This is a genomic window from Rhizobium sp. BR 362, assembly GCF_036528765.1.
GTDB lineage: Bacteria > Pseudomonadota > Alphaproteobacteria > Rhizobiales > Rhizobiaceae > Rhizobium.
In genome coordinates this window covers 1-26,176 of record NZ_JARWGH010000054.1, presented here as the reverse complement: position 1 = coordinate 26,176, position 26,176 = coordinate 1, and the positions used below count along the sequence as shown (strand labels likewise).

Annotated in this window: 24 protein-coding genes; 15 read left to right on the top strand and 9 right to left on the bottom strand. The window is 57.4% G+C overall.

All coding sequences use genetic code 11. The features are described from left to right. Positions 1-185 (bottom strand): transposase (locus QDY28_RS29405; RefSeq protein WP_331384460.1); only part of this gene is annotated, 185 nt, incomplete at its 3' end. A 217-nt stretch (positions 186-402) separates the two neighbouring features. Here QDY28_RS29405 and QDY28_RS29400 point away from each other — a divergent pair. Beyond that, positions 403-729: a hypothetical protein gene (locus tag QDY28_RS29400; protein WP_331384742.1), complete on the top strand. Its 327-nt coding sequence runs from the start codon at positions 403-405 to the stop codon at positions 727-729. A gap of 121 nt (positions 730-850) precedes the next feature. Here the strand turns inward: QDY28_RS29400 and QDY28_RS29395 are convergent, their stop codons facing one another. Then, positions 851-1,363: a DUF995 domain-containing protein gene (locus QDY28_RS29395; RefSeq protein WP_331384741.1), complete on the bottom strand. Its 513-nt coding sequence runs from the start codon at positions 1,361-1,363 to the stop codon at positions 851-853. A gap of 172 nt (positions 1,364-1,535) precedes the next feature. After that, positions 1,536-1,673, bottom strand: a complete 138-nt coding sequence (locus QDY28_RS29390; RefSeq protein WP_331384740.1) for a hypothetical protein — start codon at positions 1,671-1,673, stop codon at positions 1,536-1,538. 249 nt (positions 1,674-1,922) lie between these two features. Between QDY28_RS29390 and QDY28_RS29385 the strand changes: the two genes are divergently transcribed. The 6 genes from QDY28_RS29385 (at position 1,923) to QDY28_RS29360 (ending at position 10,311) form a co-directional block, all read left to right on the top strand. Next, complete coding sequence (locus tag QDY28_RS29385; protein ID WP_331384739.1) at positions 1,923-3,113, top strand: helix-turn-helix domain-containing protein; 1,191 nt, start codon at positions 1,923-1,925, stop codon at positions 3,111-3,113. Between the two features lie 347 nt (positions 3,114-3,460). Then, positions 3,461-4,501: a UDP-glucuronic acid decarboxylase family protein gene (locus QDY28_RS29380; protein WP_331384738.1), complete on the top strand. Its 1,041-nt coding sequence runs from the start codon at positions 3,461-3,463 to the stop codon at positions 4,499-4,501. Next, positions 4,501-5,487 carry a UDP-glucose 4-epimerase GalE gene (gene galE, locus QDY28_RS29375; RefSeq protein WP_331384737.1) on the top strand — a complete coding sequence of 329 codons (987 nt, stop codon included), beginning with the start codon at positions 4,501-4,503 and terminating at the stop codon, positions 5,485-5,487. The genes QDY28_RS29380 and galE overlap by 1 nt, the downstream gene beginning before the upstream one ends. Further along, entirely contained in the window at positions 5,484-7,349 is a 1,866-nt protein-coding gene (locus tag QDY28_RS29370; protein WP_331384736.1) for a glycosyltransferase family 2 protein, read from the top strand. The genes galE and QDY28_RS29370 overlap by 4 nt, the downstream gene beginning before the upstream one ends. 60 nt (positions 7,350-7,409) lie before the next feature. Beyond that, a complete protein-coding gene (locus tag QDY28_RS29365) occupies positions 7,410-8,369 on the top strand; it encodes a glycoside hydrolase family 26 protein (RefSeq protein ID WP_331384735.1) in 960 nt (319 codons plus the stop codon). A 184-nt stretch (positions 8,370-8,553) separates the two neighbouring features. Further along, positions 8,554-10,311 (top strand): GMC family oxidoreductase, encoded by a 1,758-nt coding sequence (locus QDY28_RS29360; RefSeq protein ID WP_331384734.1) that lies wholly within the window; start codon positions 8,554-8,556, stop codon positions 10,309-10,311. Here the strand turns inward: QDY28_RS29360 and QDY28_RS29355 are convergent. Then, positions 10,308-11,537: an ABC transporter substrate-binding protein gene (locus QDY28_RS29355; protein WP_331384733.1), complete on the bottom strand. Its 1,230-nt coding sequence runs from the start codon at positions 11,535-11,537 to the stop codon at positions 10,308-10,310. The genes QDY28_RS29360 and QDY28_RS29355 overlap by 4 nt on opposite strands. After that, the gene (locus QDY28_RS29350; protein ID WP_331384732.1) at positions 11,534-12,136 is read right to left on the bottom strand and encodes an ANTAR domain-containing response regulator; all 603 of its coding nucleotides are present in this window, start codon (positions 12,134-12,136) and stop codon (positions 11,534-11,536) included. Before QDY28_RS29350 ends, QDY28_RS29355 begins: the two co-directional genes overlap by 4 nt. A gap of 275 nt (positions 12,137-12,411) precedes the next feature. Between QDY28_RS29350 and QDY28_RS29345 the strand changes: the two genes are divergently transcribed. Continuing rightward, entirely contained in the window at positions 12,412-13,182 is a 771-nt protein-coding gene (locus tag QDY28_RS29345; RefSeq protein WP_331384731.1) for an alpha/beta fold hydrolase, read from the top strand. Between the two features lie 58 nt (positions 13,183-13,240). On the opposite strand, the gene QDY28_RS29340 is transcribed toward QDY28_RS29345, so the two are convergent. Together QDY28_RS29340 and QDY28_RS29335 are read right to left on the bottom strand one after the other, a co-directional pair. Beyond that, positions 13,241-15,469 carry a TonB-dependent siderophore receptor gene (locus QDY28_RS29340; protein ID WP_331384730.1) on the bottom strand — a complete coding sequence of 743 codons (2,229 nt, stop codon included), beginning with the start codon at positions 15,467-15,469 and terminating at the stop codon, positions 13,241-13,243. 172 nt (positions 15,470-15,641) lie between these two features. Continuing rightward, on the bottom strand, positions 15,642-16,526 hold the full coding sequence (locus QDY28_RS29335) for a helix-turn-helix domain-containing protein (RefSeq protein ID WP_331384729.1): 885 nt from the start codon (positions 16,524-16,526) through the stop codon (positions 15,642-15,644). A gap of 244 nt (positions 16,527-16,770) precedes the next feature. On the opposite strand from QDY28_RS29335, the gene QDY28_RS29330 reads away from it, so the two are divergent. After that, entirely contained in the window at positions 16,771-17,271 is a 501-nt protein-coding gene (locus QDY28_RS29330) for a histidine kinase (protein ID WP_331384728.1), read from the top strand. Positions 17,272-17,390: 119 nt separating this feature from the next. On the opposite strand, the gene QDY28_RS29325 is transcribed toward QDY28_RS29330, so the two are convergent. After that, a complete protein-coding gene (locus QDY28_RS29325) occupies positions 17,391-17,858 on the bottom strand; it encodes an NUDIX domain-containing protein (RefSeq protein ID WP_331384727.1) in 468 nt (155 codons plus the stop codon). Between the two features lie 184 nt (positions 17,859-18,042). On the opposite strand from QDY28_RS29325, the gene QDY28_RS29320 reads away from it, so the two are divergent. From QDY28_RS29320 to htpG, 3 genes are all read left to right on the top strand, one after another. Continuing rightward, positions 18,043-18,519, top strand: a complete 477-nt coding sequence (locus QDY28_RS29320; RefSeq protein ID WP_331384726.1) for a hypothetical protein — start codon at positions 18,043-18,045, stop codon at positions 18,517-18,519. Between the two features lie 174 nt (positions 18,520-18,693). Continuing rightward, positions 18,694-18,984: a hypothetical protein gene (locus QDY28_RS29315; RefSeq protein WP_442967618.1), complete on the top strand. Its 291-nt coding sequence runs from the start codon at positions 18,694-18,696 to the stop codon at positions 18,982-18,984. 197 nt (positions 18,985-19,181) lie between these two features. After that, on the top strand, positions 19,182-21,071 hold the full coding sequence (gene htpG, locus QDY28_RS29310; protein ID WP_331384724.1) for a molecular chaperone HtpG: 1,890 nt from the start codon (positions 19,182-19,184) through the stop codon (positions 21,069-21,071). 78 nt (positions 21,072-21,149) lie between these two features. Here the strand turns inward: htpG and QDY28_RS29305 are convergent, their stop codons facing one another. Beyond that, positions 21,150-22,517 carry an FAD-containing oxidoreductase gene (locus tag QDY28_RS29305; protein WP_331384723.1) on the bottom strand — a complete coding sequence of 456 codons (1,368 nt, stop codon included), beginning with the start codon at positions 22,515-22,517 and terminating at the stop codon, positions 21,150-21,152. A gap of 400 nt (positions 22,518-22,917) precedes the next feature. On the opposite strand from QDY28_RS29305, the gene QDY28_RS29300 reads away from it, so the two are divergent. The 3 genes from QDY28_RS29300 to QDY28_RS29290 form a co-directional block, all read left to right on the top strand. After that, entirely contained in the window at positions 22,918-24,618 is a 1,701-nt protein-coding gene (locus QDY28_RS29300; RefSeq protein WP_442967617.1) for a type I secretion system permease/ATPase, read from the top strand. Beyond that, positions 24,615-25,925, top strand: coding sequence for an HlyD family type I secretion periplasmic adaptor subunit (locus tag QDY28_RS29295; RefSeq protein ID WP_331384721.1), 1,311 nt, complete (start codon positions 24,615-24,617; stop codon positions 25,923-25,925). The genes QDY28_RS29300 and QDY28_RS29295 overlap by 4 nt, the downstream gene beginning before the upstream one ends. A gap of 68 nt (positions 25,926-25,993) precedes the next feature. Then, positions 25,994-26,176: transposase (locus QDY28_RS29290; RefSeq protein WP_331384720.1), on the top strand; the 183-nt coding region annotated here is incomplete at its 3' end.

The following is a 26,176-nucleotide window of genomic DNA, read 5'->3' as shown; positions in this document are numbered from 1 at the left end:
CCATGGCGGCGTGCCGTTGCCGAAACCTGCCGGGGAGCGGAATAACTCTCCGCCACGATAGCAAGTTTGGCTTCTTTGCTGAAACGGCGACGTCGTCCGCTATCGACAATCTCCATCCGGCTGACTTGCGGCCGGCTCTCTATCGTTAAATCCACGGTTCTCACACTGTCTATATCAACGTCCATATAGACAGATCATCCAACTCGCCTCACTTCTCAGCAAGGCGGCCCTCCTCGGATGCGTACGAATATCCAGCCCGCATAAGCTTTGTGCAGGCTTCTGTCAGTACGCTGCTAAAGTGCGACTCGCTTCATAAACCTTGAGTTTTGTCGGGGATGTTCGTTAAGCGTCCTGAAATACATCTTGCCTTAAAACACTTCCAAACTATGGGGATATTTTTGGATGTTTTCTGACAGAATAATTGAAGTTTCCCTTTTATTAGAAGGGCTTAAAAGAAGAAAACCCACAGTAATACAGTGCTGGACGTTGTTGTGGGATATTGTGAAGCCCGCTTTGATCATCGCGGCCTGTGCCGCCATTCCAATGAATATGGCAGCCGCGACGGAGCGGGGATATCAAGACATTTTAAAGCCCTCCGATACAAAAAAGAAAATCATCAAGAGCAAAAGCGCTTCGGCAAAATTCGTGAGGCCAATTTATCCCGGCGGGGCGCCGTATATTTGTACGCCAAGCGGATTCGGGCAAACATCGAAATGCTTCCTGAGATGAGCGGTTTCCCCGCCCATCCGAGCGCCGAATTGGCCTTGCGTGAAAGTCAGAGAAGCCATCCGTTCGGCTCCTGCGCGAGCTCAAGTGCGGACGGCTTCGTCGAGCAGGATCGATGCCCGATCTATTTGCTTTGCGACAATTTGATCCGCATGCGATTATATCCGGCCAACGCGTAATCTCCGGGCTTTATCTTGCCGTATTCATCGTCCGCGTTGGCCGGCGTTGTCTTGAATGGATACCAATCTCCGCCCGGTTCGCGCTTCTGGAATACGATATTGCCTCTCTTCCGATGACTGAAACAGGTCACGGCCAAGGCGTGTCCAGTCTTCGCGTACCATGTGGCCCTGAAGCAGAGTTTGCCCTGGTCCGTCACAAACCAACGACCGGTCCCGTACGATCCTGTTCCCTCGCCAGACCAGGCCTTGAATTCGCGCCCCTTGGCCGCAAAATAGCCTGCGCCGTCCTTCCATATCCAGGTGCGATTGTAATAAAGCCGGAACACGTCCTCAGCGGTCAACGGCACTGACATTGCTGGGGGTTTTGTCTTCATGTTTTGTGTCGTGTTAGCGGCAAAGGCGCAGGTGCTCATCGCACCAAAAACGCACAATAGGAACAGCGTTCGGAATACAGTCATTGGTTTCCTCCTGTCTGTCGGTTGTCGGTCGGCGAATGAATTGCGACAGATCGGCCCTGCGGGAATTGGAATTCTGGCCGGCTGTTTGCCGATTTGAGCAGCTTGCGGTTGATCTTGCAAGCTGCCGATTATTCACGGAGAGCGTTTGATGCTTCTCGCGATAATAGGTGCGTCAAATAAAGAGGGCCGCCGTGTCGCCGATGATGAAGCTGTCGGATGGTAGGACGAGCTGCACTCCGAGGTCGTCGAAGAAGCCATGGTTCTCTGGCGGATATGCCCGTTCGCAGACTATTGCCTGACATTTATCCATTGAGCCTCTCGTTTCCCGCCCAAAGCGGTAGCCCCGAATCGGCAAGCTGGCTATTTTGCTGCCGTTGCTGATTCTGAGAAAGACGTACTGCCCTCGACGCCAATTCCCCTGCAGCAAAGAGGCGTTGGAGTTTCCCCGTTAGATTGAATAATATATGCGTCATTCATCATTAACGATTTGGTTTTAAATCATTTGCTGATAAACACTTAGAGTGGTACAAAATAGCCTCCCGAAAGTTGTGAGGAAATATTGCCTGACTCACCTCAGAATGGGCATTCGCCGCAGGTTCCCGTCGACAATCAAAATGACGGGCAGGCGAGCACGCACCCTCCTTTGCAAGTCGAGCGCCGGCGTTGGCCTCGGACGTCGGATGCTATTCAAGAAGCAAGTCCGCCTTTGCCGCCGGCCCTGGAGCCTCTGCGGTTTTCCACCCATGAGCTGCCGCCGAGCGATCAATTCGCAGCCTGGCAGGGGTATCTCGCGCCTCTGATAGATATCAGATTGCCGGACGGCGTATCGGCGGAAGCTGGCTTCCCTGCCGATCACACCGCCTGGAATCTGGGCGGCATGCTTGTCGTCCAGCAATCGGTGCCCGCCCATTCCTATTCGCGTTCAGCGACAAAGCTGCGGTCGAATTCAATCGACCACTGGCATATCGTGCTGTTGCGCGCGGGCCAAAGCTGGACGGAAGTGGACGGAAACGTATCAACGGGTGAACGAGGACGAGTAGAGTTGAGGTCCTTGGGCCATCCGTTCAGGGGAAGGGCTACCGAGTCGCAAAGCCTCTCCGTCTATCTGCCGCGGGAACTGTTTTTGGATGTGCCCGCCTTCAACGAGATCAAAAGCAATACGACATTCTCCGACACCTACGCTAAGCTGCTGATCGATTATCTCGACAGCGTCGAGACGAAGTTAGCAAGCATGACTGCGGCAGACCTTCCCCGCGTCGTCCAAACGACCCACGATATGCTGGTGACATGTATTTCGTCGTCCGCTGAGCATTCTGGCCCTGAAAAACACCAGAGTAATTTAGCCCTGATGGAGCGCGTACGCCGCTTCGTTCAGCGCAATTTGAGTTCGCAAGATCTCACACCGGATACATTGTGCCGGGAGCTTGGCATTTCGCGTACTCGACTCTACCAATTGTTCGAGTCGAGCGGCGGCGTTCTCCACTATATTCAAAAGCGTCGCCTTTTTTGGGCGCACGTCGCGCTCAGTAACACCGTCAATCGAAAGCAGATCGTGGAAATCGCCACCGAGGCCGGGTTTGCCTCTGCGGCTCACTTCAGCCGAGCGTTTAGCAAGGAATTCGGTTATACGCCCCGCGAGGCCCGAAATATTGCGGCTCCGACCTTCCTTGCTCGGTCAGCTTCCCCCATGGACCCGAAGGATGGTAGTGCAAATCCATTCGGCGATTGGCTGAATTCCCTCGGACATTAGGAAACGCAGCTTAGGTCGATATGTGGCTGGGAATTCGTTCCCGGTAGCGTCACAACGACTGCGATCGCCGAGTTTAGCAACCTCGATTTGATCTGATCTCTCGCCAGCAGGCCACCTTGCTCCCCCGTCTGTCCCGAAAATCGCGACCGCTTGTATGAGCTGTTGCAAATATGGACGCTGCGGCAAATTTCAGGATGCGCAGCTAACGACAGTTCATGACCTCACAAGTATAAAAAACAGCAATACCAACGCTGCCTTACAACGCTTTAGCTTGAAGCAAAAACATTAAAAATGTTTTTACGTCAGCAAAAGAATAGGTAGATTTTGAGGTCAGTCCGATGAAAGTAATGCGTCCAGTAAATAATCGTTCTGAATTTAACAAGCTTCTTGGGGACATACGTGTTCTTCGCTCCAAGCAGCAACCCAGGCACATTCTTGTAGCCGGCGGCGCAGGTTTTCTTGGGTCGCATCTCTGTGAGCGTCTCCTTAAATTAGGCCACAGTATCGTTTGCGTCGATAATTTCTCGACGGGACTTGAGCGCAATATTCACCATCTGCGCAGCTACAACCGCTTCAGCGTCATCAGGCATGACGTAATCGATCCAATCGACATCGAAGTCGATGAAATCTACAACCTTGCTTGCCCGGCATCGCCTCCGCACTATCAGGCTGACCCGGTGCACACGATGAAGACATCCGTCTTCGGTGCGCTCAATCTGCTGGAATTGGCCGCCCGTACTGGCGCTCGCATTTTCCAGGCTTCCACCTCCGAAGTCTATGGCGATCCTCTGGTCCACCCGCAGGTCGAGAATTATTGGGGCAATGTGAACCCGTTTGGCCCCCGGTCCTGCTACGACGAGGGCAAGCGCAGCGCCGAAACGTTGTTCTATGATTTTCATCAAAGATACGACGTCGAGATCAAGATTGCTCGAATCTTCAATACATACGGCCCCCACATGCGTCCCGACGATGGTCGTGTCGTATCGAACTTCATCGTGCAAGCGCTGAAGGGGCAGGACATAACCATCTACGGGGATGGCTCGCAGACGCGTTCGTTCTGCTTCGTCGATGATCTCATCGAGGGCTTTCAGCAGTTGATGGCGACCGACCCGTCCTTCACCGGCCCCGTCAACCTCGGCAATCCAGGTGAGTTCACCATTCTCGAACTTGCCGAACAGGTGATCAAACTGACCGGCTCCCGCTCGAAGACCATTTGCAAGCCGTTGCCGACAGACGATCCGCGCCAGCGCCGCCCCGATATCAGCCTCGCTCAGGAGAGACTGGGATGGCAGCCGCTAGTGCCGCTCTCGACCGGCCTGGAAAAGACGATCTGCTATTTCGACCGTCTTCTCACCGAAGAAGCACATGAATGGGTGGGGACCGCGTGATGTCGCAGAGAAAAGTTCTGGTAGCCGGTGGCGCCGGATATATCGGCAGCCACACGGCCAAGCTACTCCATGCAAAAAATATCGAACCGATCGTCTTCGACAATCTGGTTACGGGGCATCGTTCTTCGGTACGCTGGGGACCATTCGTGCATGGCGATATCCTCGATACCAGCGGCCTGACCCAGGTTCTCCTAAGGTATAAGCCGGATGCGGTCGTGCATTTCGCTGCATCCGCCTATGTTGGAGAGTCTGTCGAGGACCCCTCCAAATATTATCGCAACAATGTCAGCGGCACGCTCTCGCTTCTGGATGCCTGCCGTCACGCTGAAATCGACAAAATCATTTTCTCGTCAAGCTGCGCAACCTACGGCACCCCGGAGTCGCTCCCCATCACCGAGACGACGCCGCAACAGCCGATCAATCCATATGGCAGGACGAAACTCATCGTTGAGCAGATCCTGAAGGATTACGCGGCAGCCTATCAGCTGAAATATGTCGCGCTGCGATACTTCAATGCCTGTGGCGCCGATCCGGATGGAGAACTCGGCGAATGGCATGAGCCCGAGACCCATCTCATTCCGCGAGCATTGCTCGCTGCGGCCGGTGCGATCCCGCATCTTGCTGTCTTCGGCGACGACTATGACACCGAAGACGGCACCTGCGTACGCGATTATATCCATGTGACGGATTTGGCTCGCGCCCATGTTCTGGCATTCGAACACCTCGTCAATGGCGGCGGCAATCTTTCCGTCAATCTCGGTACCGGCTACGGCTCATCCATCAACGAGATCGTAAGGGCCATCGGCCGTATCACCAAACGCGACGTGCCGGTCGAGATGCATGCAAGACGGGCCGGCGATCCGCCGGCACTCTACACCGATCCGGCTTTCGCGCGCGAGGCGCTCGGCTTCTCGCCCGAATATTCCGACATCGACACCATCATCAAGACTGCAGCTCCCTTATTTGGCCTGGAGTCGCGGACATGACAGACGCGACCGACAAGACGTCCAAGGAAACGGCTGAACCGCTCATGATCCCGGTTCTTCAAGGTCGCGATCGGCTGGAATATCTCGCCGGTGCTGCAATCTGGCTGGCTATGCTCGTCTATTTCTGGGCCTGGTGGCTGAAGCCGGAGCTTTACATCGGCTTTTGGCGCTTCACGCTGGTGACGGCCATACTGGCCTGGGTCACCCTTCTGCCTGCCTATTTCGTTGCGATATTCTATCGTGCGCGGAAGCCCAACGGACCGCTGCAACTGCCGGCAGGCAGCCGCGTCGCGATGGTCGTCACCAAAGCTCCGTCCGAGCCTTTCTCCGTCGTTGCGACGACCATGCAGGCCATGCTTGATCAAGCATTTCCGCATGACACGTGGCTCGCTGACGAAGATCCGACGCCCGAGACGTTGGACTGGTGCCGCCAGCATGGCGTCTTCGTCTCGACACGAAAGAACAGGCCGGATTATCACCGGACGACCTGGCCGCGTCGCACGCGATGCAAGGAAGGCAATCTCGCCTTCTTCTATGATCATTACGGCTATGAGCGCTACGACTTCGTTGTGCAGCTCGACGCCGATCATGTTCCGGAACCTGACTACCTCGTCGAAATGCTGCGTCCGTTTGGCGATCCCAACGTTGGTTACGTCTCGGCGCCGAGCATTTGCGATCGTAACGCGTCGGAAAGCTGGTCTGCACGCGGGCGGCTCTATGCAGAGGCGAGCATGCATGGCTCCCTCCAGGCCGGCTATAATGACGGGCTCGCTCCTCTTTGCATCGGATCGCACTATGCCGTGCGCACCGTCGCCCTCAAGGAAATAGGGGGCCTGGGACCCGAGCTTGCCGAAGATCATTCGACGACCTTGATGATGAATGCTTATGGCTGGCGTGGCGTGCATGCGCTTGATGCCATCGCCCATGGCGACGGCCCCCGCACATTCGCCGATCTCGTCACCCAGGAATTTCAGTGGTCACGCAGCCTTGTCATGCTGTTGCTGCGCTATTCGCCGATCTATGTTCCGCGCTTGCCGCTGAGATTGAAATGCCAATTTGTGTTTTCTCAGTTGTGGTATCCGCTTTTTGCGCTGTTCATGTGCTTAATGTTCCTCATGCCAATTCTGGCGCTTGGCTGCCATCAGAACTTCGTTGCGGTTACCTATCCGGAATTTTTCGCCCATTGCGCGCCGCTCTCCATCACGCTGATGCTGCTCGCCTATCGGTGGCGAGCCAGCGGCTCATTCCGGCCGTTCGATGCCAAGATATTGGGCTGGGAGGGAGTATTTTTCCTCTTCGCCCGCTGGCCCTGGGCTGTGGCTGGAACGATCGCTGCCATCCGGGACTGGATGACCGACTCCTACGTCGACTTTCGAATTACGCCAAAAGGTGCATCGGAAGTGGATCCGCTGCCTTGGCGCGTTCTATTGCCCTACGCATTTCTGTCGATTGCTTCCGTTCTGCCGGTTCTGCTTGTCGATAGGGCTGGTGAAACACGGGGTTTCTACATCTTCGCAATTATCAACTCGGTGCTCTACACCCTTTTGTTGCTGGTCATCGTCATCCAGCACGCCCGGGAGAATGTCGTCAGAATTCGCGCAAGAATGTATCGGCCGGCAATGGCCGCGGGCCTTCTCTGCCTCATCGCTGCTCCCGGATTCGCCACAATTGAACGCGGAACGGAAGGGCTGGCGTCCCTGACGTGGGGGATCGGACGCTTCCGGCTTTACGAAACGCGCTATGCGGTGGCCGGTGCCGGTTTTGGAAGGCAGGACCTTCAGAAGCTGAAGTTTAAGCCGCACTGGTTGGCCAAAACGCCGAGTATCAACCTTTCGCAGGAAGAAACATCAGACCCGAGCTAGTGGATCGGAAACGACTAGCCGGCAGGCATTGCCGATGTTGTTGACAGGAGGAAAAACCCAATGAGCAACAGGAAAACCAAAGCAGCAATGATCGCCTTGTGTGTGACCTTGGCGACGACGGGAACAATCTTGGCGGCAAGCATACCCCGCGGAATCCCGAGCGGCGAAGCGGCTCGTACAGGACGGATTGCCGACAAGCGGCCGAAGATCGGTCCGGACTCTGTTATCTTCGGCGCATATGATCCGCACGGTGATTTCAAGAACGACCCGAACTCCAAGATCGAACATATTTTCCTTCCTTGGGAAGATGTTGATCTCGGAACGCTTTCGCTTGCCGATGACTACGCGCAGAAACGCGGGCGGAAGCTTTTGATCACCGTGGAACCGTGGTCTTGGGCAGTGGATTGGCGGTCGACATCCGAAGAGCTGCTTCAAGGCATTTTGGCCGGCCGATATGACAACAACATGGCTGCTGTCTGTGAGACTGCAGCTACCCTGAAGAGCGATGTGACCATCCGCTGGGCGCAGGAGATGGATGAAACGGACAACCAGTTCACCTGGGCGCACTGGAAACCCAGCAGCTACGTAGCTGCTTATCGGCGAATGGTGAATGTTTGCCGTCAACACGACAAGTCGGCGAAATTTATGTGGTCGCCGAAAGGCGAGCCCAGCCTTGCCTCTTTTTATCCTGGCGACGATGTTGTCGATGTCATCGGTCTTTCGGTGTTCGGCCTCCAGCAGTTCGACAGGGATCATTTCGGCGTGGACCGGACCTTTGCGCAATTGCTCACGCCCAAATACAAGCTGGTCCAGGCCTTCAACAAGCCCGTCGTCGTCGCCGAACTCGGTTATGATGGCGACTCCACCTATGTCGCCAATTGGGCTGCCAACGCTGCCAAGCAATATTCGGAATTTCCGAAGCTAACGGCGGTTGTCTATTTCAATGACAAGGAGCTCTATCCTTGGCCAAAACCCTATGGTCTTCCCAATTGGCGGGTCGTCAAAGAGGCGAGCTTCTGATCGTGACCTCTTTCGATGTAATCACGCAGGATGACCTTCTACCCCAGGCTCCGACGCATCATGACCCGACAGGCATCGGAGCCTCCACTTTTGGTTATCTTGGTTACTGGTCTAAAATTTCGTAGAAGGGGTCTGATCGTTTTAACGTTGGATTGCCTGCTCGCAGTAACGGAAACTGAGCCAGATGAAAATCGAGCAACTGTCCAGTCGCGACGACAATTCTATTATTACATCGGACCTCGTAATCGTAGGGGGCGGCCCCACGGGGCTCACAATTGCAGCCCAATGTGCGAAGGCGGGCAGAAAAGTGCTCGTCGTCGAAAGCGGGCTGGAGTTCGAAAATCCTGAGCATTCGACGCTCAACGAGATTGAGAGCGTCGGCCAGCCGCAGTCGGAGGCGCAGTCCCGCAAGCGGGTCGCATTTCACAGCCCGCAAGCCAAGTTCTGGTCCCAGGAGATCCAGCCCTTCGGTGTTCGTTGCCGAGCGCTTGGCGGATCGACTCATGCATGGGCCGGAAAATCAGCACCTTTCGATGCTATTGATTTTAAGGTTCGCTCCTGGGTTCCAAATTCTGGTTGGCCTGTCACCCGTGAGCAAATCGATTCCTATATCCTGCGCGCAATGGAAGTGCTGAACCTCAGTCCCAAGGAGCCGCCGGCCCGCTTTGACAAGGAGGGGCTTCACTCCTTCTACTGGCAGTTTGCCCGTTCGCGCGTAGATCGGCTCGACGTGATGCGCTTCGGCAGCGAGCTCATGACGCAGCGGCCGGAGAACATTCATGTTCTTCTGAACGCGACCGTGACGCGTGTCGGTCTGAGCCCAGATGGATCACGTTTCTCACATCTCGACGTCGAAAGCATCGACGGCAAGCGCGCACGCATCCAAGCCAGACAGTGCGTGCTCGCCGCGAGCGGGATTGAGAACGCCAGGCTGTTGCTGGCATCTAACGATGTACATTCCAATGGTATTGGCAATCACCACGATGTCGTCGGGCGATATCTCATGGATCATCCCGCCGCTCGCATCGGTGCCATCCCGACCGATCAGATGACCGTGCTCACCAAGCTCTTCGGCTTCTTCGGTGTTCATCACAACGGCCGCGCGCATATGTTCATGCATGGCTTGGCGCTAACCCCGGAGGTACAGGAGCGCGAGAAGCTGCTGAATGCCGCTGTCTATTTCGCCACGGCGCGCGCACCAGACGATCCATGGGATGCATTGAAGCGGCTGGTACGCCGAAACAGCACAAAAGTCGGGCGCGATCTGCTTTCCGTTGCGGCAGGCTCCGGACTTATCGCCAAGGGGCTCGGAATGAAGGTCCTTTCCGACGGCCGGACGCCGAAGGCCTTCAAGGACATCGTGATAAACACCGCCATCAGGATGTCCCCGAATTTGGTTGCCAATGAATTCCAGGATCACGGCGTGCCTCACAAGCTGGTCGGCTTGAGGATCGAGGCGATTTCCGAGCAAATTCCCAATCCCGACAGCAGGATCAGCCTCAGTTCGCGGAAGGATCGGTTTGGTGTGCCATTGGCCAAAGTCGCCTGGCGGATCAACGATGTTGAACGTCAAACGCTGCTTAGGATTGCCGAGCTTTCACGCACAGCCTTAGTAAGCGCCGGCCTGCCTGCCCCTATACTTGAAGATTGGGCACTTGAGCGGCGGCCACAGGATGTCGTGATCATCGACATGGCGCATACGCTCGGCACGACGCGAATGTCGGCTGAGGCGAAGACGGGCGTCGTCGATCAGAATTGCAGGGTTCACGGCTTGCCTAATCTTTACGTTGCCGGCGGATCGGTGTTTCCCACCAGCGGCCATGCAAATCCGACATTGATGATCCTGGCTTTTGCCATAAGGCTGGCCGATCATCTGAATTCAAACTGGCAGGGATTCGAGCCTTCTGCGCCGGATTTCCATAGATCGCTGCAAACGCATTAATTAGCCGTCTTCGGCTGCCTCTGCGCCTCGATATATGCATCGATCTTGTCCGGATCGAACAAGCCGCCATCGAAGAAACCGTCTGGGCCGAGCGTCAGGCTGGCGTCGGTGGAACCGACCGGCGTTTCCACGCGAAGAGCGCCTTCGACCTTGGCGCTGGCGCCGGGCAGGGGCACGCCAAGAGGCTGCAATGCCGATCGGTAGATATCCGGCCTATAGGTGTTCCGCGCGATGGTTTCGTTGTCTTCATCGTGGGCGACCTGCCCCCAACGCACCATTTGCGTATAGAACCAGAGCGCATGGCTTTTCCACGGGAAGGTTGCCGCCTTGGCACGTGGAACGAAGAAATCCGTGACGCTCGTCACCCGACCACCCCCGACCTGCAGATTGCCGGAAAGGGCTGGCAACAGCCAGTCGATGGGGCGGCCGATATAGGCGGGCTTGGCGAGGACAGACGCCAGGTTCTCCCCGTTTTCCGGATCGGAGCACCAGACGGCCGAGCGGTACAAGGCCCTGAGAAGGGCGGCCATGGCGTCAGGATGCTCGTCCGCCCAGCCGGCATTGGCGCCGAGCACTTTTTCCGGGCTGGATTTCCAGATGGCGGCCTTAACCGTTGCCATACGGCCTTGGCCGCTTAAGACACCGGCCGTATTCCACGGCTCGCCGACGCAGTAACCGTCGATCTGCCCTGCGACAAGCGCATCGGCCATCTCCGGCGGCGGCAGGATGATGATCTCGACATCGCGGTCGGGATCGATACCGCAAGCCGCAAGCCAATAGCGCAGCTCGTAATTGTGCCCGGAATGGGGATGGACGACGGCAAAGCGCAGCGGACGTTCTTGGCGGGCAAGCACGACCTTATGCAGGGCTTTGCCGTTGCGACCGGCGTCGAGATCATCTGTCGCGCCGGCGGCCGTCATTTGCTCCCAAAGCGCTGACGATACCGTCACCGCATTTCCGCCAAGACCGAGCGCCATCGGCACGATCATCCGCGGCGCCAATGGTGTCAGTCCGAGATTGCAGGCAATCGGCATCGGGCCGAGCATGTGCGCCACATTGTAGCGGCTGACGGCGAGCCGGTCGCGAATATTGGCCCAGGAGACTTCCCGCACGAGCTGGAGGTCGAGCGCCTCGGCCTCAGCAAAACCCTTTTCCTTGGCAATGACGAGCAGGGCGCTGTCGAGAAGGGGCAGGAACCCGGCGACGATCTCTTGTGTCTGCGTCATGCATTTTCTCCTGGATCGAGCAGGCCGATCGCGGTTACCAGACTTTGCGCTATGTCGATAATCTTGCGGTTCTGGTTCATGGCCGTCCTGCGCATCAGCGCATAGGCTTCTTCTTCCGAAATGCCCCGCGATTTCATCAGCAGGCCTTTGGCGCGGTCGATCACCTTGCGATTCTCGAGTTCACTCCGGGTCTCTTCCAGTTCGCGGTTGAGGCGCGCAAATGCGTTGAAGCGGCTGATGGCCATTTTCAGGATCGGCCGCACGCGTTCCTGCTTCAACCCATCAACGATATAGGCGGAAACGCCGGCATCGACGGCCGCTTCGATCGAGGCTTCGTCCGACCTGTCGACGAACATGGCGATCGGCCGCTTCACGGCGCGGGAGAGCTGGAACATGTTTTCGAGCATGTCTCGATTGGGATTCTCCAGATCGATGACGATCACATCCGGATTGATCTCGCTGATCCTGCGGGCGATGCCATTGATGTCATGGACGATTGTGACGTTCTCATACCCGGCCTCGCGCAATCCGGCCTCGATGATCGACGCGCGAATACGGTTTTTGTCTATGACCAACACGGCAAGGGTATGGGATTTCATCGTCGCATATCGCCTCCGGCCCAAACTCAGAGGTTGATGGTCGTTCAACCGCCAGAGCCGCCGCGTGCTTCCTTACGATCGGTTCGCCGCAATCGCAACGGCAAAGGGACGCATAAGGTTCACTGACGGGAAATTTGTAAGGCAATGTATGCGGACGCCGGCGGTACACATTGGCGGACAAATTGGTCGCCCCATGTACCTGGACAGGCGGAGAGCGCCCAGCAGATAGCGACGTAATAAATATCGCGCAAACTAAATCAGGAAAGGACTTCTCCATGATCAAACAGATTCTGTCCCGGGCCGCTGTGGCTCTCGTGGTAACGACAACAGCTCCATGGTCCATTGCCGCTGCTGCCGAAGTGAAGAACATCGTTATCACTCACGGCGCGTTTGCCGATGGTTCCGGCTGGCGAGCCGTGTCCGATATTCTGACGAAGGACGGATACAAGGTTGCGATCGTGCAGGAACCGCTCACGTCGTTGGCTGACGATGTCGCGGCGACGAAACGTGTGCTCGATTTGCAAAATGGTCCGAGCGTGCTCGTTGGCCATAGCTATGGCGGCATGGTCATCAGCGATGCCGGAAATGCCGACAATGTCGCGGCCCTCGTCTATATCGCCGCTTTTCAGCCCGATAAGGGTGAAAGCCTGGCGACGCTCGCTCAGAGCAAGCCTGTCGAGAACATGAGGAAGGACGCCATCAAGGCAACGCCGGATGGTTTCCTCTATTTGGATCCGGCGGCGGTGCACGAGGCGTTTGCCGCTGACCTGCCGCAGGCTGAGGCGGATTTCATCGCCAAGTCTCAGGTCTTTGCCTCGCAGAAGGCATTTGGCGCCGAAGCGGGTGCGCCGGCTTGGAAAAAGAAGCCGAGCTTCGCGCTTGTGGCAACGGAAGACCGGTCGATCAATCCTGAGCTTGAACGCAGCATGGCAAAGCGCGCCGGAAGCAAGACCTATGAGGTTAAGGCCAGCCACGCCGTGTTTCTGTCGAAGCCGAACGACGTTGCAAAGCTGATCGAGGAGGCCGCAAAGGCGGCCTCAAAGTAGGGAGATTGAAGCCTGGAACCGGGATCGCATTCCGCGATCCCAGTTCCTCTGCCCAACACTACCATTTCTTGCTCAGCTTGAAGGTGATGGTCCGCGCCTCACCATAGCCGCAGACGTTTTCCCCGGCGCAACCCGAGACATATTCCTTGTCGAACAGGTTGGCGACATTGAGCGAGGCGCCCCAGCCCTTCTTTTCGTAGCGGATCGCCGCATCGAAGAGGGTCGCCGAGGGCACGCGCAGCGTGTTTGCCTCGTCGGCCCAGGACTTGCCCTGATAACGGACACCCGCCCCGACGCTCAGGCCGTCGAACGCATCACTGGTGAAGGAATAGTCCAGCCACAGCGATGCCGTCGAATTCGGTACGAGATAGGGCGAATTGCCGATGACGGTGGGGTCGATATCCCTAGTGATTTCAAGATCGGTGTAGAAATAGGAGCCGAGCAGCTTCCAATTGTCGTCCAGATTGACCTTGCCTTCGAATTCGACACCGCGGGAGCGCACCTCGCCGATCTGCCGCTGCAGGAAAGTGACCGGATCGGTCAGTGCCATATTCTTGCGGTCGATCTGGAAGATGGACGCCGTGAACAGGCCGTCGATGAAATCCGGTTCGTATTTGACGCCCGCTTCATATTGCGCGCCTTCTTCCGGGATGAGGCCGCCGCCCGTGACGCTGGTGCCTACTTTGGGATTGAAGAAGGTGCCCGCGCTTATATAGGGCGTGATGCCATTGGCGAATTCGTAGGCGAGACCCGCACGGCCGCTCGCCGCCTTGTCATTGGAACGATAGTTGGTGCCGACGGTGGCATCGGAGTTTGTATCGACAAAGTCGTAGCGACCGTTGAGCGTCACGAGCCAGCCGCCGCCGAAGCGCATCTGGTCCTGGGCATAGATGCCAAGCTGTTGTTGCGTCAGCACCTGATCGAGATAGACGAAATTGGCCCCCTGCGGCGTGCCGTAGACCGGGTTGGTGGCGCTGATCGGATTGGAGCCGCAGCAAGCTTGGATCTGGTCGAGCCGATAGATCGAGTAATCCGAGCCGATCATGAAATTGTGACTGACCGCGCCGGTATCGAATTCATTCTGAGCCCGGGTATCGACCGAGAAGGTATCGACCTTCGAGCGTTCGTAGAAGCCGATACGGTTGAGCAGGAAGTCCGGATCGTCATAGGAGAAGCCGATACGGTTGAGCAGGAAGTCCGGATCGTCATAGGAGGGATCAAGCGGATTACCATCCACATAACCGTTGAGATAAGGCCCTTCCTCCCGCTTGTAGAGATGGCCGTAGCGGGCATTTTGCGACACGGTCCAGCCGCCGTCGAATTCGTGCGAGAACTCGTAGCCAAGCATCTGCTGGGCATATTTCAGATTGTCGATGTCCGGCTCGCCGTAAAAAGCCTTGCGATCGATCTTGCCGAAGGGTGCATCGACCACCGTCCCGACATAGGGAAAGAAGCCGTTGCCGCTATGAACCTCATCGAGGCCGCTGACCATGCCGTAGACGGTGAGCTTGGTGGATTCATCGGGCGAAACAGTGAGCTGCGGCATGATGAAGCCGCGCTTGTCGTCCGTATAGTCGCTATAGGTATCGCCGCCCGCAATCTTGCCGGTCAGCCGGTAGCGATAAACGCCGTCGGCCGAGAGCTTGTCGGAAAAGTCGATGCCTAGGAAGGCGTTGCCGATATTGTTGACGCCGATCTCGGTATAATAATAGGGGTCGTCGGTCGGTTCCTTGCGCACCATGTTGACGATGCCGCCCGGGTTGGCGCCGCCATAAATCACGGAGGCCGGCCCCTTCAACACTTCGACGCGTTCGAGCATGAAGGGATCGATCTGGAAGCCGCCAAAGCCATAGCTGTAGAGCGTCAGCCCGTTCATGAAGACGCCGGTCTGAGTGGCATCGAAGCCGCGGATATAGAACCAGTCGGTGTCGCCGTCATTTCCGAACGGTTGCGTCGTAACACCGGGTGTGTAGCGCAGTGCCTCATCGACCTTATTGGTGATGCCGCGATCATTCATTTCCTGCCGGCCGACGAGCGAGACGGACTGCGGCACCTGCGTGATCGGCATATCGATCTTGGAGCCCGTGGTCGTCTTCGTGGCGACATAGCCTTTGACGGGCGCGGTGCCGCTCGCTTCTACATTGTCCTGGCCGGATTTGATGACGAGCGGTTTCAGCTCCGTCGGGCTCTCCTGCGCCGCGGCCTGCGAGCCGAGCATCATTGCCGCAATTGCGATGCCCGTCGCCAGCGCCCGTTTCATCGATACGCCTTCAGTCATTTCCTGCATGTCCGTCGCCAGCCCCAAACTTCTCAACGCGCAGACTAAGCCGCGTGCCCTTTCTTCAAATAAGATGAGCATTTAACTCATATTAAATGCCGGGGCTTGTTTCGAATGCGGGAAATTGAACGTTTTTGGGCACTTCTCCACAATGCCGGCAATTGCCCGCAGGGTGTGGCTTTTACGCCATCTGGCTGCGTTTCCAGCTCGCTGGGGCCGTGCCGACATTCTTGCGGAAGATGCGAGTGAAATGCGCCTGGTCGGCAAAGCCGGTTTCGGCGGCGATGGTGGTGAGCGGCGTGTCGCCCTTCAGCAGCAACTGTTTGGCCCGTTCGAGCCGTGCCTTGATCTGCCATCGGTGCGGCGGCAGGCCGGTCGACGCCTTGAAGGCGTGGCTGAAATGCGATTGCGAAAGGCCCGTCAGGGACGCCAGTTCCTCCAAGCGAATGTTTCGGAGGCAGTTTTCCTCGATGTAGTCGACCGCTCGGCGCAATTGCCAAGAGGCGAGTTCGCTGCGCTTGCGTGGCTGTGACCCTCGAAGCTGCAGCACATCGATCAGCAGCGAGAGCGTCAGGCCATCACCATAGAGATCATGCAGAGGTTCCGGATTCTCGCATTCGGCAGCGATCAACTCGGCGAGTCCCATGAGCCGCGGATCGGAAAAATGCAGGCGTGGACTGTTAAGGCGGCCCGGATCGAGATCCTCCATCAGCCGCTGGCCGATGACCTCGGCGTTGAAATGAATATCGAGATGGCGGACGAAATCGATGCCGGCGAGATCGGCCCAAAGCTCCATACCCGCAGGAATGTAGGACATCCTCTCACGCTCAAGCTCCTGCTTCCGGCTTTGGGCAAACGGCGAGAGCCTGACGCTGCTCGTGCCGGAGCCGCGCTGATCGAGCAGGATGAAAAGCCTAGGATCGTCGGCGATGTAGTAGCCGCCGGCGCGGGCGGCACAATTGACGTTCCAGACGTCGGCAACAATGCCGTTCCATCGGCGCCGATGGACGCCGCCAATGACGGAGAAACCGCCGATCCTGTTTTGCATCCTTGGCTGAAACGTCATTCTCTGCTTGCAGCTCCACCTAGCGCTATAACTTTCGTCCGAAACTCAAGTTATTATATCGGCGACGTTCCTGTGGCAATCAGAGAGCAGGGCACTCTGTCGGAAAACACCCCAATTTTGAACCTCGCGGCGAACAGCCTTCGTCTCGTGTTCGTAATGGCATGCCGATATTTTTGGCCCGCAACGTGAGTCTCACGCCTGCCGCCGGCAGAACCGCATACACCGACGCTAATAGGACCTATTCATGCAAAAAACGCTTCTCATTGCTGCGGCATTCGCAGCGGCTTTCCCGCTTCTTGCTCACGCCGAGACCCTGCAGTTCCCAAGCGAGGAACCGATCGCCGAGGTTTCGATTCCGCATAGCTGGGGGCCGAAGGAGACGGAAACCGGCGTCGACGCCACGTCACCGGACTCTGCAATCTACTTCTCGGTCGATATAGCCAGCGACAAGACGATTGATAAAACTCTCGACGACGTCATTGATTTTCTGTCGAAAAACGGCGTCGAAATCGACGACAAGTCGAAGCATGAATTTCCAGATTCCGTGCTCAACGGCATGAAGATGGCGCATCTCGAATGGGATGGCAAAGACAAGGACGGCCCGGTCGATGTCGAGCTCGGCCTGCTGCAGCCGTCCGAGCACAAGCTTCTGATCGTCACCTACTGGGGATCGAAGGAAACTCAGGACAAGCATGATGACGCCGTTCAGAACATCATGAATTCGCTGAAGCCGATCAACGATTGAGTCAGCATCGGCAAGGGATGGCAAAGACAGCGGCACATGGCGCTGCCTTTGCTTTTCGCTCATATTGTTTCGATGGCTGCAGGGGGAAACGGGTTTTCAAACGTCGCGATTGCGAACCTTTAGTCCGTGGAGTTGACGCCGAGCGCTTCCAGGTTTGCCAGGAAAGGGAGCTGGCTATCGATGATCTTCCGGCGGGCATCGGAGAGAGTGAACCATTCGGCGCGATCGACCTCGGGAAAGGACCGAAAGTGCCCGCTTCGAGGCGGCCATTCGATTTCGAACAGATTGCTGCGAAGGGTGGAAACGTCGAATTCGCCTTCGAGGGCAAAGGCTATCACGTGTTTCCCGCCTTTCTGGCGCAGCTCGCCGAGCGGCTGCAACGTGCCGTCGGGCAGATGGCCCATTTCCTCGGCGAATTCGCGCCGGGCGGCCGTCTCGGCGGGTTCGTCCTCCAGATATTCGCCCTTTGGAATAGACCAGGCGCCTTCGTCGCGCTTGCTCCAGAACGGGCCCCCAGGGTGAACGAGCAGCACCAGAATATCGCTCTGCGTCCTTCTGTACATCAGGATGCCGGCGCTCTTCTTCATGACGATCGTTCCCGCAAAAATGGAGCCATATGCACTTATTTATTCAACTCTGCGAAAGCTTTATCGCCATGTTGGAGTAACAGCTTACCAGAGTTTTGTCCGGCCGGTCGATCTGGCAGCGTTTAGGGTCGCTGTCAGACGGCACCTATAAATTACCGCCCCTTAACCAGGTAGATCGATGAAAATGGCGCACCAGATCGTCGACAGCTATGAGATGAAGACGATTGTCGTTGGGCCGGACATGCGGACCATCTTGGTGGTCAACGGCGCCTTGCCGGAGGAAAGCGCGATATTCCCCCGCTGGGCGAATGAACGGGTTGTCATCGCGCAAGTGATGATAGCCTATGTCAAAGGACAGGCGCATCGTCTCCATATGGTCCAGGGTTATTTCGAGAATCTGAACGAGGCCGGCAAGCTGATAAACACTTCGCAACTGAATCTCTTCCATACGATCGCCAAACAGTTTTTCTCGACGGTTTCGGGGCGAAATCAGCGGTCGGCTGCGCTCGGCGACATGCTGGAGCAAGCGATGCGGCACTGTAGCCCCAGGGAGAATGCAAATATCTATGAGCGGCTGCGGGCCTATTTCGTCGACGGCCGAAAAGATCCTTTTATCAAGGCGTTTCCCCTGGAAGAGCCTACACAGCCAAGATTTCACTGATCCAAGAAAAAGAACCGACGGCCGGCGGCCGTCCGATAAAACCGGCAGTGAGCCAGCAGCGACGGCATAGTACGACCGGCTCTTGAATCGCCATTTTTCACTTCCTAACTCCAATATGCCGAGGCTCCAAAGAGATCGGCGTTCGGATGTAACGTGAGTATGAGTGACATTGAGATGGAAGGAAATCTGAAGAATATTCGCGATCTGAGCGTCAGCGAGCGCGAAGAAGTGCTGGCCAATATTGCCGATACGCTTGAAGGAAGCGCCCGGGAAGCCCTGATGGAAGGCAATGAGAGCTTTGCTACTACGTCGCGTACGATGGCGTCTGCTATCAAGGAGAATGCCGATGAACTGGCACGTGACAATCTCGACATTGCCGATCAGGTCGTCCAGCAGGCCTTGAACGTCATCGCACAGTTCCGGATGACGCATCCATATCGCGTGGTCAATACGACGTTGCACTAGGGATGCGGCATTGCTGGCACTTTGACCTGGGACCTTTTCGCTGATCCTATTGGACAGCAGATATCGGGAATGCATCGGGACCGAAGTAAACAGGATCGCGAAAGCGGTCTTTTTCTTGTCTCGCCAGCTTGAATTTTTGCCTCTCTTCCGCCACCTCTTCGGCGCGACTTTCAAAATTCTCAGGAGACCAGACGCATATGACGACGACCACCGCAGAAAATCCCGCTGAGAGCCACGTCTTTGAGGCCGACGTCGCCCGCCTTCTGCACATGATGGTTCACTCGGTTTATTCGGATAAGGATGTTTTCTTACGAGAACTGATTTCAAACGCGGCCGATGCCTGCGAAAAACTGCGCTATGAAGCAATCGCCACGCCGGCGCTGCTCGCGAACGATCCCGACAGCCGTATTGTATTGACCCTGGATGAAGAGGGCGGCAGGCTTCTCGTCGAGGACAACGGCATCGGCATGAGCCGCGATGAGATGATCGAAGCGCTCGGAACGATCGCTCGCTCCGGAACGAGGGCGTTCATGGAGCGCGTCGAGGCAAACAAGCAAGGCGAGGGCGCGCGACTCATCGGACAGTTCGGCGTCGGCTTTTATTCCTGCTTCATGGTCGCCGAGCGCGTCGACGTCGTATCCCGCCGTGCGGGCGCGGACGATGCCTGGCTCTGGTCTTCAGACGGCAAGGGTGGCTATAGCATCAGCCCGATCGATGTCAGCGAGGCGCCGGCGCGCGGCACGCGCATTACCCTGCATCTGATGGACGACGCCAAGAACTATACCTCTCGCTGGGCCATCGAGCGGATCGTCAAGGAGCAGTCGGGCCATGTGCCGGTTCCGATCAGGATCGCAGAGAAACCCGGTGCTGAAGCAACGCAGCTAACCGACGGCACTGCGCTCTGGACCAAATCGAAGAATGACATTACGACTGAAGAGTACACCGACTTCTATCGCGGAATTTCCGGCCAGTACGACGAGCCGGCTCTGACGGTGCATTTTCGTGCCGAAGGCCGTCACGAATATTCTGCGCTCGCTTTCGTGCCCGGCTCGCAGCCCTTCGACCTCTTCGATCCCGATCGGAAGGGCCGCATGAAGCTCTACGTGAAGCGGGTCTTCATTACCGACGACGCGGAATTGCTGCCCCGTTATCTGCGCTTCGTGCGCGGCCTGGTCGATACTGCCGACCTGCCGCTGAATGTCTCGCGCGAAATGATCCAGGAAAGCGCCATCCTTGCGTCGATCCGTAAGGGGGTCGCCAACAGGATCATAACGGCTATCGAGAAACTTTCCGAAAGCGACAACGACGCCTTCCTCAAACTTTGGGAAACCTTCGGAAGCCTGATCAAGGAAGGCATCTACGAGGACTTCGAGCGGCGCAGCCAACTGATGGCGCTGTCGCGTTTTCGCACGACCGCATCCGGCGAGGGATATCGCTCTCTTGCCGATTACATCAAAGACATCAAGGACGGCCAGCAGGCCATTTATTATCTGGTCGGCGACAGCCTGGAGCAGTTGAAGGCATCGCCGCAGCTCGAGGGTTTCCGCGCACGCGGCATCGAGGTTCTGCTGCTCACCGATTCTGTCGACAGCTTCTGGGTCACCAATGCCCCGGAATTCGAGGGCAAGACCTTCAAGTCGATCACCCAGGGTTCCGCCGACCTCGCGCAATTCAGCAAGGTCGAGCAGGGCACGCCGGCAAGTGAGACGGCGCCCGCGGAGGTTCAGGCGTTCATCGATTTTGCCAAGGAGAAGCTTGCCGACCAGGTATCGGACGTGCGCGCCTCTGACCGTTTGATCGAAAGTGCCGTCTGCCTGGTGGCTCCCGAACAGGGCTACGACCGGCAGCTCGAAAAAATTCTGCAGGGTGCCGGCCGTCTGCAGGCCGGCGCAAAGCCGATCCTGGAGATCAATGGGGATCACCCGGTCGTAAAAGCCGTCGCCGCCAGGAGCGATCAGCCGTCGCTGCGCGACGATGCGGCATTCCTTCTGCTCGATCAGGCACGCGTTTTGGACGGCGACAAGCCGGCCGATCCACGCGCCTTCGCCGAGCGGTTGGTGCGCTTGATGGAAAAAGCGCTGCAGTAAGCAGGCCCGCTCGCCCTCTCCGCAGCATATTGGCCGTCGGAGAGGGCGGCGATCCGCTATCTCGGGGCGCCTGACCGGCTAACCCGATTTCAGCCCGCCGAGAAGCGTCGGAATAAGTTCGGACACCGTGGGATGGATCGGCACGGCCCATTTCAGAACCGGATAGGGCGTTCGCGCATGCATCGCGTCGATGAAGCCGTGGATTGCTTCGTCGCCTTCGACGCCGAGGATCGCGGCGCCGAGGATCTGTCCGGTTTCAACATCGGCGACGACCTTCATCAGGCCTTGTGTTTCGCCCTTTTCGATGGCGCGGCCGACTCGGCTCATCGGCATGGTCGAGGCGGAGATTGATCGTCCTTTTGCCCGCGCTTCTTTCTCCGTCATTCCGACGCGCCCGAGCGGCGGATCGATATAGAGCGCATAAGCGGGGATACGTTCGCTCACCTTGCGATCTTCGCCGTCCAGGAGATTGGCCGCGACGATCTCGAAATCATTGTAGGAGGTGTGCGTGAAGGCACCGTGGCCATTGCAATCGCCGAGGGCCCAAATGCCATCGACATTGGTGGAGAGATTATCGTCAACGACGATATAGCCTTTGCCGTCCAGCGCGACACCCGCCTTTTCGAGGCCGAGATCGTCGGTGTTCGGCCGGCGTCCGGTCGCAATGAGAAGATGGCTTGCTTCGGCATCCGGATTGCCATTCGCAGTCGAAATGCGGATGTTTTCGCCGCTCTTCGACAGTCTGATGTCCTGCGCATTCGTATGGATCGATATGCCTTCGGCGCGAAGAACATCACCGATCGCCTGGCAGATATCGTCATCCTCCCGCGGGGCCAAGTGCGGGCCATGTTCGAAGATGCTGACTTCGGTGCCGAAGCGCTGGTACATTTGTGCGAATTCGAGGCCGATATAGCCGCCGCCGATGATGGCGAGGTGGCGGGGTAGGGCCGTTAGATGGATGATGGAGGTACTCGTCAGGTATTCGATGTCCGAAAGTCCGGGGAAGGCAGGTATCGCCGGCCTTGCGCCGACGTTGAGAAAAATACGCGGCGCGGTCAGCGTCTCGTCGCCGACGCGGATGGTCTTCGCGCTTTCGAAGCGGGCATGTCCGCGTATCAAGGAAATTCCGTCTGTGGACGTGAGCCAGGTCGTGAGCGAATTCCGGGCGTTATTGATGACGGCTGCCGCGCGCTTTTCGACGGCCGCCATGTCCGTGAATAAGCCGCCATTCGTGTGGATACCATAATCCGCGCCTCGTCGTATCACATGGGCGGTCCGGGCGCTGGCAACCAGGGTCTTGGTCGGCATGCAGCCGGCATTGACGCAGGTCCCGCCAACGAATTTCCGCTCGATCAGAGCCACCGTCATTCCGGCGGCTGCAAAACGTCCGGCAAGGGACGGCCCCGCTTGCCCGGCACCGACGACAATCGCGTCGAAGGTCTTCATGCTTATCCCCTCCCGCAGTGTGATGTCTGTTTTTCATGCCGGGTCGAGCTGGAAGCCGACGCCTTTGGCACTTTAACAGACTTGAGCGGCCTCAGGTCGAAAACCTGAAAGAGCGGCAGCAGCGGATTGTCGTAGATGCTCCTGCCTGTAGGGAAAATAGCGCAATATCAATCTCATGATCCCCGCATAGGCGATGTGCAACCTTGACGACGAGCCTCGCTAGGCCATGTCTGATTGCATACCTGCCGTAAGGAAACGACGTGCCGAACGAGAGCGCCATCCGGCAGGAAAATGGCCTAGACAAACTTCCTGGCATCTTTGCCGCGTGTGACGATAACGTAAGGATTGAAGCAACGTGCCTCCGGTCCCGAAAGAACCACCACAAAAATTCATCGTGCTGATGCTGTCGTCGCTTCGAAAGGCGTTTTTCAGCATTGCCATTGCGAGCGCTGCGATAAACATGCTGGCACTGACCGGCTCCTTTTTCATGCTGCAGGTTTACGATCGGGTCATTCCGAGCCGCAGCCTTCCGACGCTCGCGGGCCTCGCGATCATCGCCGCGACCCTCTACATATTCCAGGGCGCCCTGGAATTGCTGCGCTCGATGCTGCTTGCGCGTGTCGGCGTATCTCTCGATGAACGAATGAACCGGAAAATTTTCGGCTCCCTCATTCTTCTGCCGACAAAAATGCAGGCGCCCGACGATGGGCTGCAGTCCGTCCGCGATCTCGAACAGATCCGATCGTTCCTGTCCGGTGCTGGGTCGACCGCGTTGTTCGATCTGCCCTGGATGCCTTTCTACCTGATCTTGTGTTTTCTGTTCCATTTCTGGATCGGCTTTACAGCCCTATGCGGCGCCATCCTGCTCATCGTCCTGACGGCGCTGGCAGAGCTGCTGTCGCAAAAACCAGCCATGGAAGCCGCGAAATCGTCCGCGGCTCGTCTCGGGTTCGCTCAGGCGGCACGGCGAAACTGGGAGGCAGTGATTGCAATGGGTTTCAGCGGTCGCCTCACCGAGAAATGGACGGCGATGAATGAGGAGTATCTGGGAAACCAGCTCTCGGCGGGTAACATTGTCGGCACGCTCACCACGATCGCGAAGATATTGCGGATGATGCTGCAATCCGCCGTGTTGGCGGTCGGCGCGATCCTCGTCATCAAGCAGGAGGCGACGGGCGGCATCATTATCGCCAGCTCGATCATGGTCACCCGCGCGCTTGCTCCCGTGGAGCTTGCAATCGGGCAATGGAAGGGCTTTGTCGCCGCCCGACAAAGCTGGTCGCGCCTCGCCAAGCTCCTGAATCTGATCCCTAGCGAACACCGGGCCGTGGCCCTGCCGGCGCCGCAAAAAGAGCTCAGCGTCGAAAATATCAGCCTCACATCGCCCGGCAGCCGCGATTTCATCCTGCGCAATATCGCGTTCAAGATATCGGCGGGGACGGTGCTCGGCGTCATCGGCCCCAGCGCTTCGGGAAAATCGTCGCTTGCCAGAGCGATTACCGGATTGTGGCCGGTGGTGATCGGCGCGATTAGGCTCGATCAGGCAGCCCTGTCGCAGTGGGAGCAAAGCGATCTGGGACGCCATATCGGATATCTGCCTCAGGATGTCGGCTTGTTCGACGGCTCGATAGCCGAAAATATTTCCCGCTTTGCGAAGGATATGCAGTCCGGACCGATTATCGCGGCGGCAAAGGCGGCTGGTGTCTACGACATGATCGTCAAGCTGCCGGAGGGGTTTGATACGATCATCGGCGAGGGCGGTTCGCGACTTTCCGCCGGTCAGAGGCAACGCATTGCCTTGGCTCGGGCCCTTTATGGCGAGCCCTTCCTGGTCGTGCTCGATGAGCCGAACTCCAATCTGGATGCCGAGGGTGAGGCATGCTTGACCAAAGCTTTGATGGGCATCCGGGCGCGCGGCGGCATCGCCATCGTCGTCGCACACAGGCCGAGCGCTCTCGCCGCCGCGGATAAAGTCGCGATCATTGCCAACGGCCAGTTACAGGCATTCGGACCGAAGGACGAGATCCTTGGTCCATCCACGAGGCATTCTGGCGCTGTGCCGGTGCGTTTGATGATAGCCGGCGAGGATGTAAGCGGATGAAAAACACGGGCCTGTCTTCCACTGAGCGCGCGATCCGCCGCCTTTCCATTTTCATCGTGGCGACAATTCTTCTTCTTTTCGGCGTGCTGGGCGGTCTTGCGGCAGCAACGAAGATTTCGGGGGCGGTCATTGCCTCCGGCACTCTGGTCGTCGACAGCTATGTAAAGGCCGTTCAGCACCTCAAAGGTGGGATTGTTGGCGAAATCCGCGTGAAGAATGGCGATCACGTCGATGCCGACCAAATATTGATCCGGCTGGACGATACCCAGACCAGAGCCAATCTCGGCATCATCAGAAAGCGCTTGAATGAACTTTCCGCCAGAACGGCGCGCCTGGTCGCCGAGCGCGACGACAAAAATGCCATCAGCTTTCCGGAAAATCTGCTGTCCAATGCCGATGACGATAACGTGGCAAACATACTCGCCGGCGAGCGGCAACTGTTCAGCGATCGGTTGGCATCGCGACAGGGCCAGAAGTCTCAGTTGCGCGAGAGAATCCAGCAATTGAAGCAGGAAGTGGACGGCCTCGTCGCGCAGGAGAAGGGAAAGCGGATCGAGATCGAGCTCGTCAACAAGGAGCTAAGCAGTCTTCAGCGGTTGTTCGATCAAGGCATCGTTCCGGCGGCAAAGGTCTATTCGCTGCAAAGAGAGAGCGCCCGCCTGACGGGAGAGCTCGGCAATCTTGTTTCCTCGATCGCCCAGACCAATGGCAAAATTACCGAAACCGAACTTCAGATCATTCAGATCGATGAGGACCACAGCTCCGAAGTCTCAGACCAATTGCGGCAGGCCGAAAGCGATACCGGCCAGTTTTCGGAACGGTTGATCGCTGCCGAGGACGATCTCAAACGAGTGGATATAAGGGCGCCACAGGCGGGCATTGTCGATCAGTTGAATGTCCATTCGCCCGGCGCCGTGATCGGGCCAAAGGAAACCATGATGCAGATCGTCCCCGACAAGGATGCATTGGTCGCCGAACTGAAACTTCCGCCGCAGGATATCGACCAGATCACCGTGGGGCAGCCGGTCGCATTGCGATTTTCCGCCTTCAACCAGCGCATCACGCCAGAACTGAACGGGCGCGTCGAAACCGTTTCGGCGGATCTGACGACCGACCAGCATTCGGGGCTCAGCTATTACATCGTTCGCGCCAAAGTGCCGAAGGAAGAGTGGGATCGGCTAGGCAAGCTCACGCCTCTGCCCGGCATGCCGGTGGAGGCATTCATGCAGACCGGACAAAGAAGCGTTCTCGCCTATCTGACCAAGCCAATGACCGATCAGATCAAGCGCGCCTTCAGAGAGGATTAGGAGATGTGGACTCTTGGGGTTTCCAAGGCTGAGCAAATCAGATTCAAGACTGTCTTTTGGAGGCAGTCATGGGTGTTTTGGATCGTCTGATCCTTCGGGACGAGCAGTGGGAGCGGCTATCGCATCACATCATTGGTGACGAGCGCACGCGGGGTTCGTCGGGCCGCGACAATCGTATGTTCGTCGAAGCGGTGCTTTGGATCGTGCGTACCGGTTCGCCCTGGCGTGATCTGCCGGAAGTGTTTGGCGAG

What these genes read in the sequence shown, in the direction of transcription:
- QDY28_RS29400 (WP_331384742.1), top strand. Translation starts at nt 403, where the DNA reads ATGTTTTCTGACAGAATAATTGAAGTTTCCCTTTTATTAGAAGGGCTT.
- QDY28_RS29395 (WP_331384741.1), bottom strand. Translation starts at nt 1,363, where the DNA reads ATGACTGTATTCCGAACGCTGTTCCTATTGTGCGTTTTTGGTGCGATG.
- QDY28_RS29390 (WP_331384740.1), bottom strand. Translation starts at nt 1,673, where the DNA reads ATGGATAAATGTCAGGCAATAGTCTGCGAACGGGCATATCCGCCAGAG.
- QDY28_RS29380 (WP_331384738.1), top strand. Translation starts at nt 3,461, where the DNA reads ATGCGTCCAGTAAATAATCGTTCTGAATTTAACAAGCTTCTTGGGGAC.
- galE (WP_331384737.1), top strand. Translation starts at nt 4,501, where the DNA reads ATGTCGCAGAGAAAAGTTCTGGTAGCCGGTGGCGCCGGATATATCGGC.
- QDY28_RS29370 (WP_331384736.1), top strand. Translation starts at nt 5,484, where the DNA reads ATGACAGACGCGACCGACAAGACGTCCAAGGAAACGGCTGAACCGCTC.
- QDY28_RS29365 (WP_331384735.1), top strand. Translation starts at nt 7,410, where the DNA reads ATGAGCAACAGGAAAACCAAAGCAGCAATGATCGCCTTGTGTGTGACC.
- QDY28_RS29360 (WP_331384734.1), top strand. Translation starts at nt 8,554, where the DNA reads ATGAAAATCGAGCAACTGTCCAGTCGCGACGACAATTCTATTATTACA.
- QDY28_RS29355 (WP_331384733.1), bottom strand. Translation starts at nt 11,537, where the DNA reads ATGACGCAGACACAAGAGATCGTCGCCGGGTTCCTGCCCCTTCTCGAC.
- QDY28_RS29350 (WP_331384732.1), bottom strand. Translation starts at nt 12,136, where the DNA reads ATGAAATCCCATACCCTTGCCGTGTTGGTCATAGACAAAAACCGTATT.
- QDY28_RS29345 (WP_331384731.1), top strand. Translation starts at nt 12,412, where the DNA reads ATGATCAAACAGATTCTGTCCCGGGCCGCTGTGGCTCTCGTGGTAACG.
- QDY28_RS29340 (WP_331384730.1), bottom strand. Translation starts at nt 15,469, where the DNA reads ATGCAGGAAATGACTGAAGGCGTATCGATGAAACGGGCGCTGGCGACG.
- QDY28_RS29335 (WP_331384729.1), bottom strand. Translation starts at nt 16,526, where the DNA reads ATGACGTTTCAGCCAAGGATGCAAAACAGGATCGGCGGTTTCTCCGTC.
- QDY28_RS29330 (WP_331384728.1), top strand. Translation starts at nt 16,771, where the DNA reads ATGCAAAAAACGCTTCTCATTGCTGCGGCATTCGCAGCGGCTTTCCCG.
- QDY28_RS29325 (WP_331384727.1), bottom strand. Translation starts at nt 17,858, where the DNA reads ATGAAGAAGAGCGCCGGCATCCTGATGTACAGAAGGACGCAGAGCGAT.
- QDY28_RS29320 (WP_331384726.1), top strand. Translation starts at nt 18,043, where the DNA reads ATGGCGCACCAGATCGTCGACAGCTATGAGATGAAGACGATTGTCGTT.
- QDY28_RS29315 (WP_442967618.1), top strand. Translation starts at nt 18,694, where the DNA reads ATGGAAGGAAATCTGAAGAATATTCGCGATCTGAGCGTCAGCGAGCGC.
- htpG (WP_331384724.1), top strand. Translation starts at nt 19,182, where the DNA reads ATGACGACGACCACCGCAGAAAATCCCGCTGAGAGCCACGTCTTTGAG.
- QDY28_RS29305 (WP_331384723.1), bottom strand. Translation starts at nt 22,517, where the DNA reads ATGAAGACCTTCGACGCGATTGTCGTCGGTGCCGGGCAAGCGGGGCCG.
- QDY28_RS29300 (WP_442967617.1), top strand. Translation starts at nt 22,918, where the DNA reads ATGCTGTCGTCGCTTCGAAAGGCGTTTTTCAGCATTGCCATTGCGAGC.
- QDY28_RS29295 (WP_331384721.1), top strand. Translation starts at nt 24,615, where the DNA reads ATGAAAAACACGGGCCTGTCTTCCACTGAGCGCGCGATCCGCCGCCTT.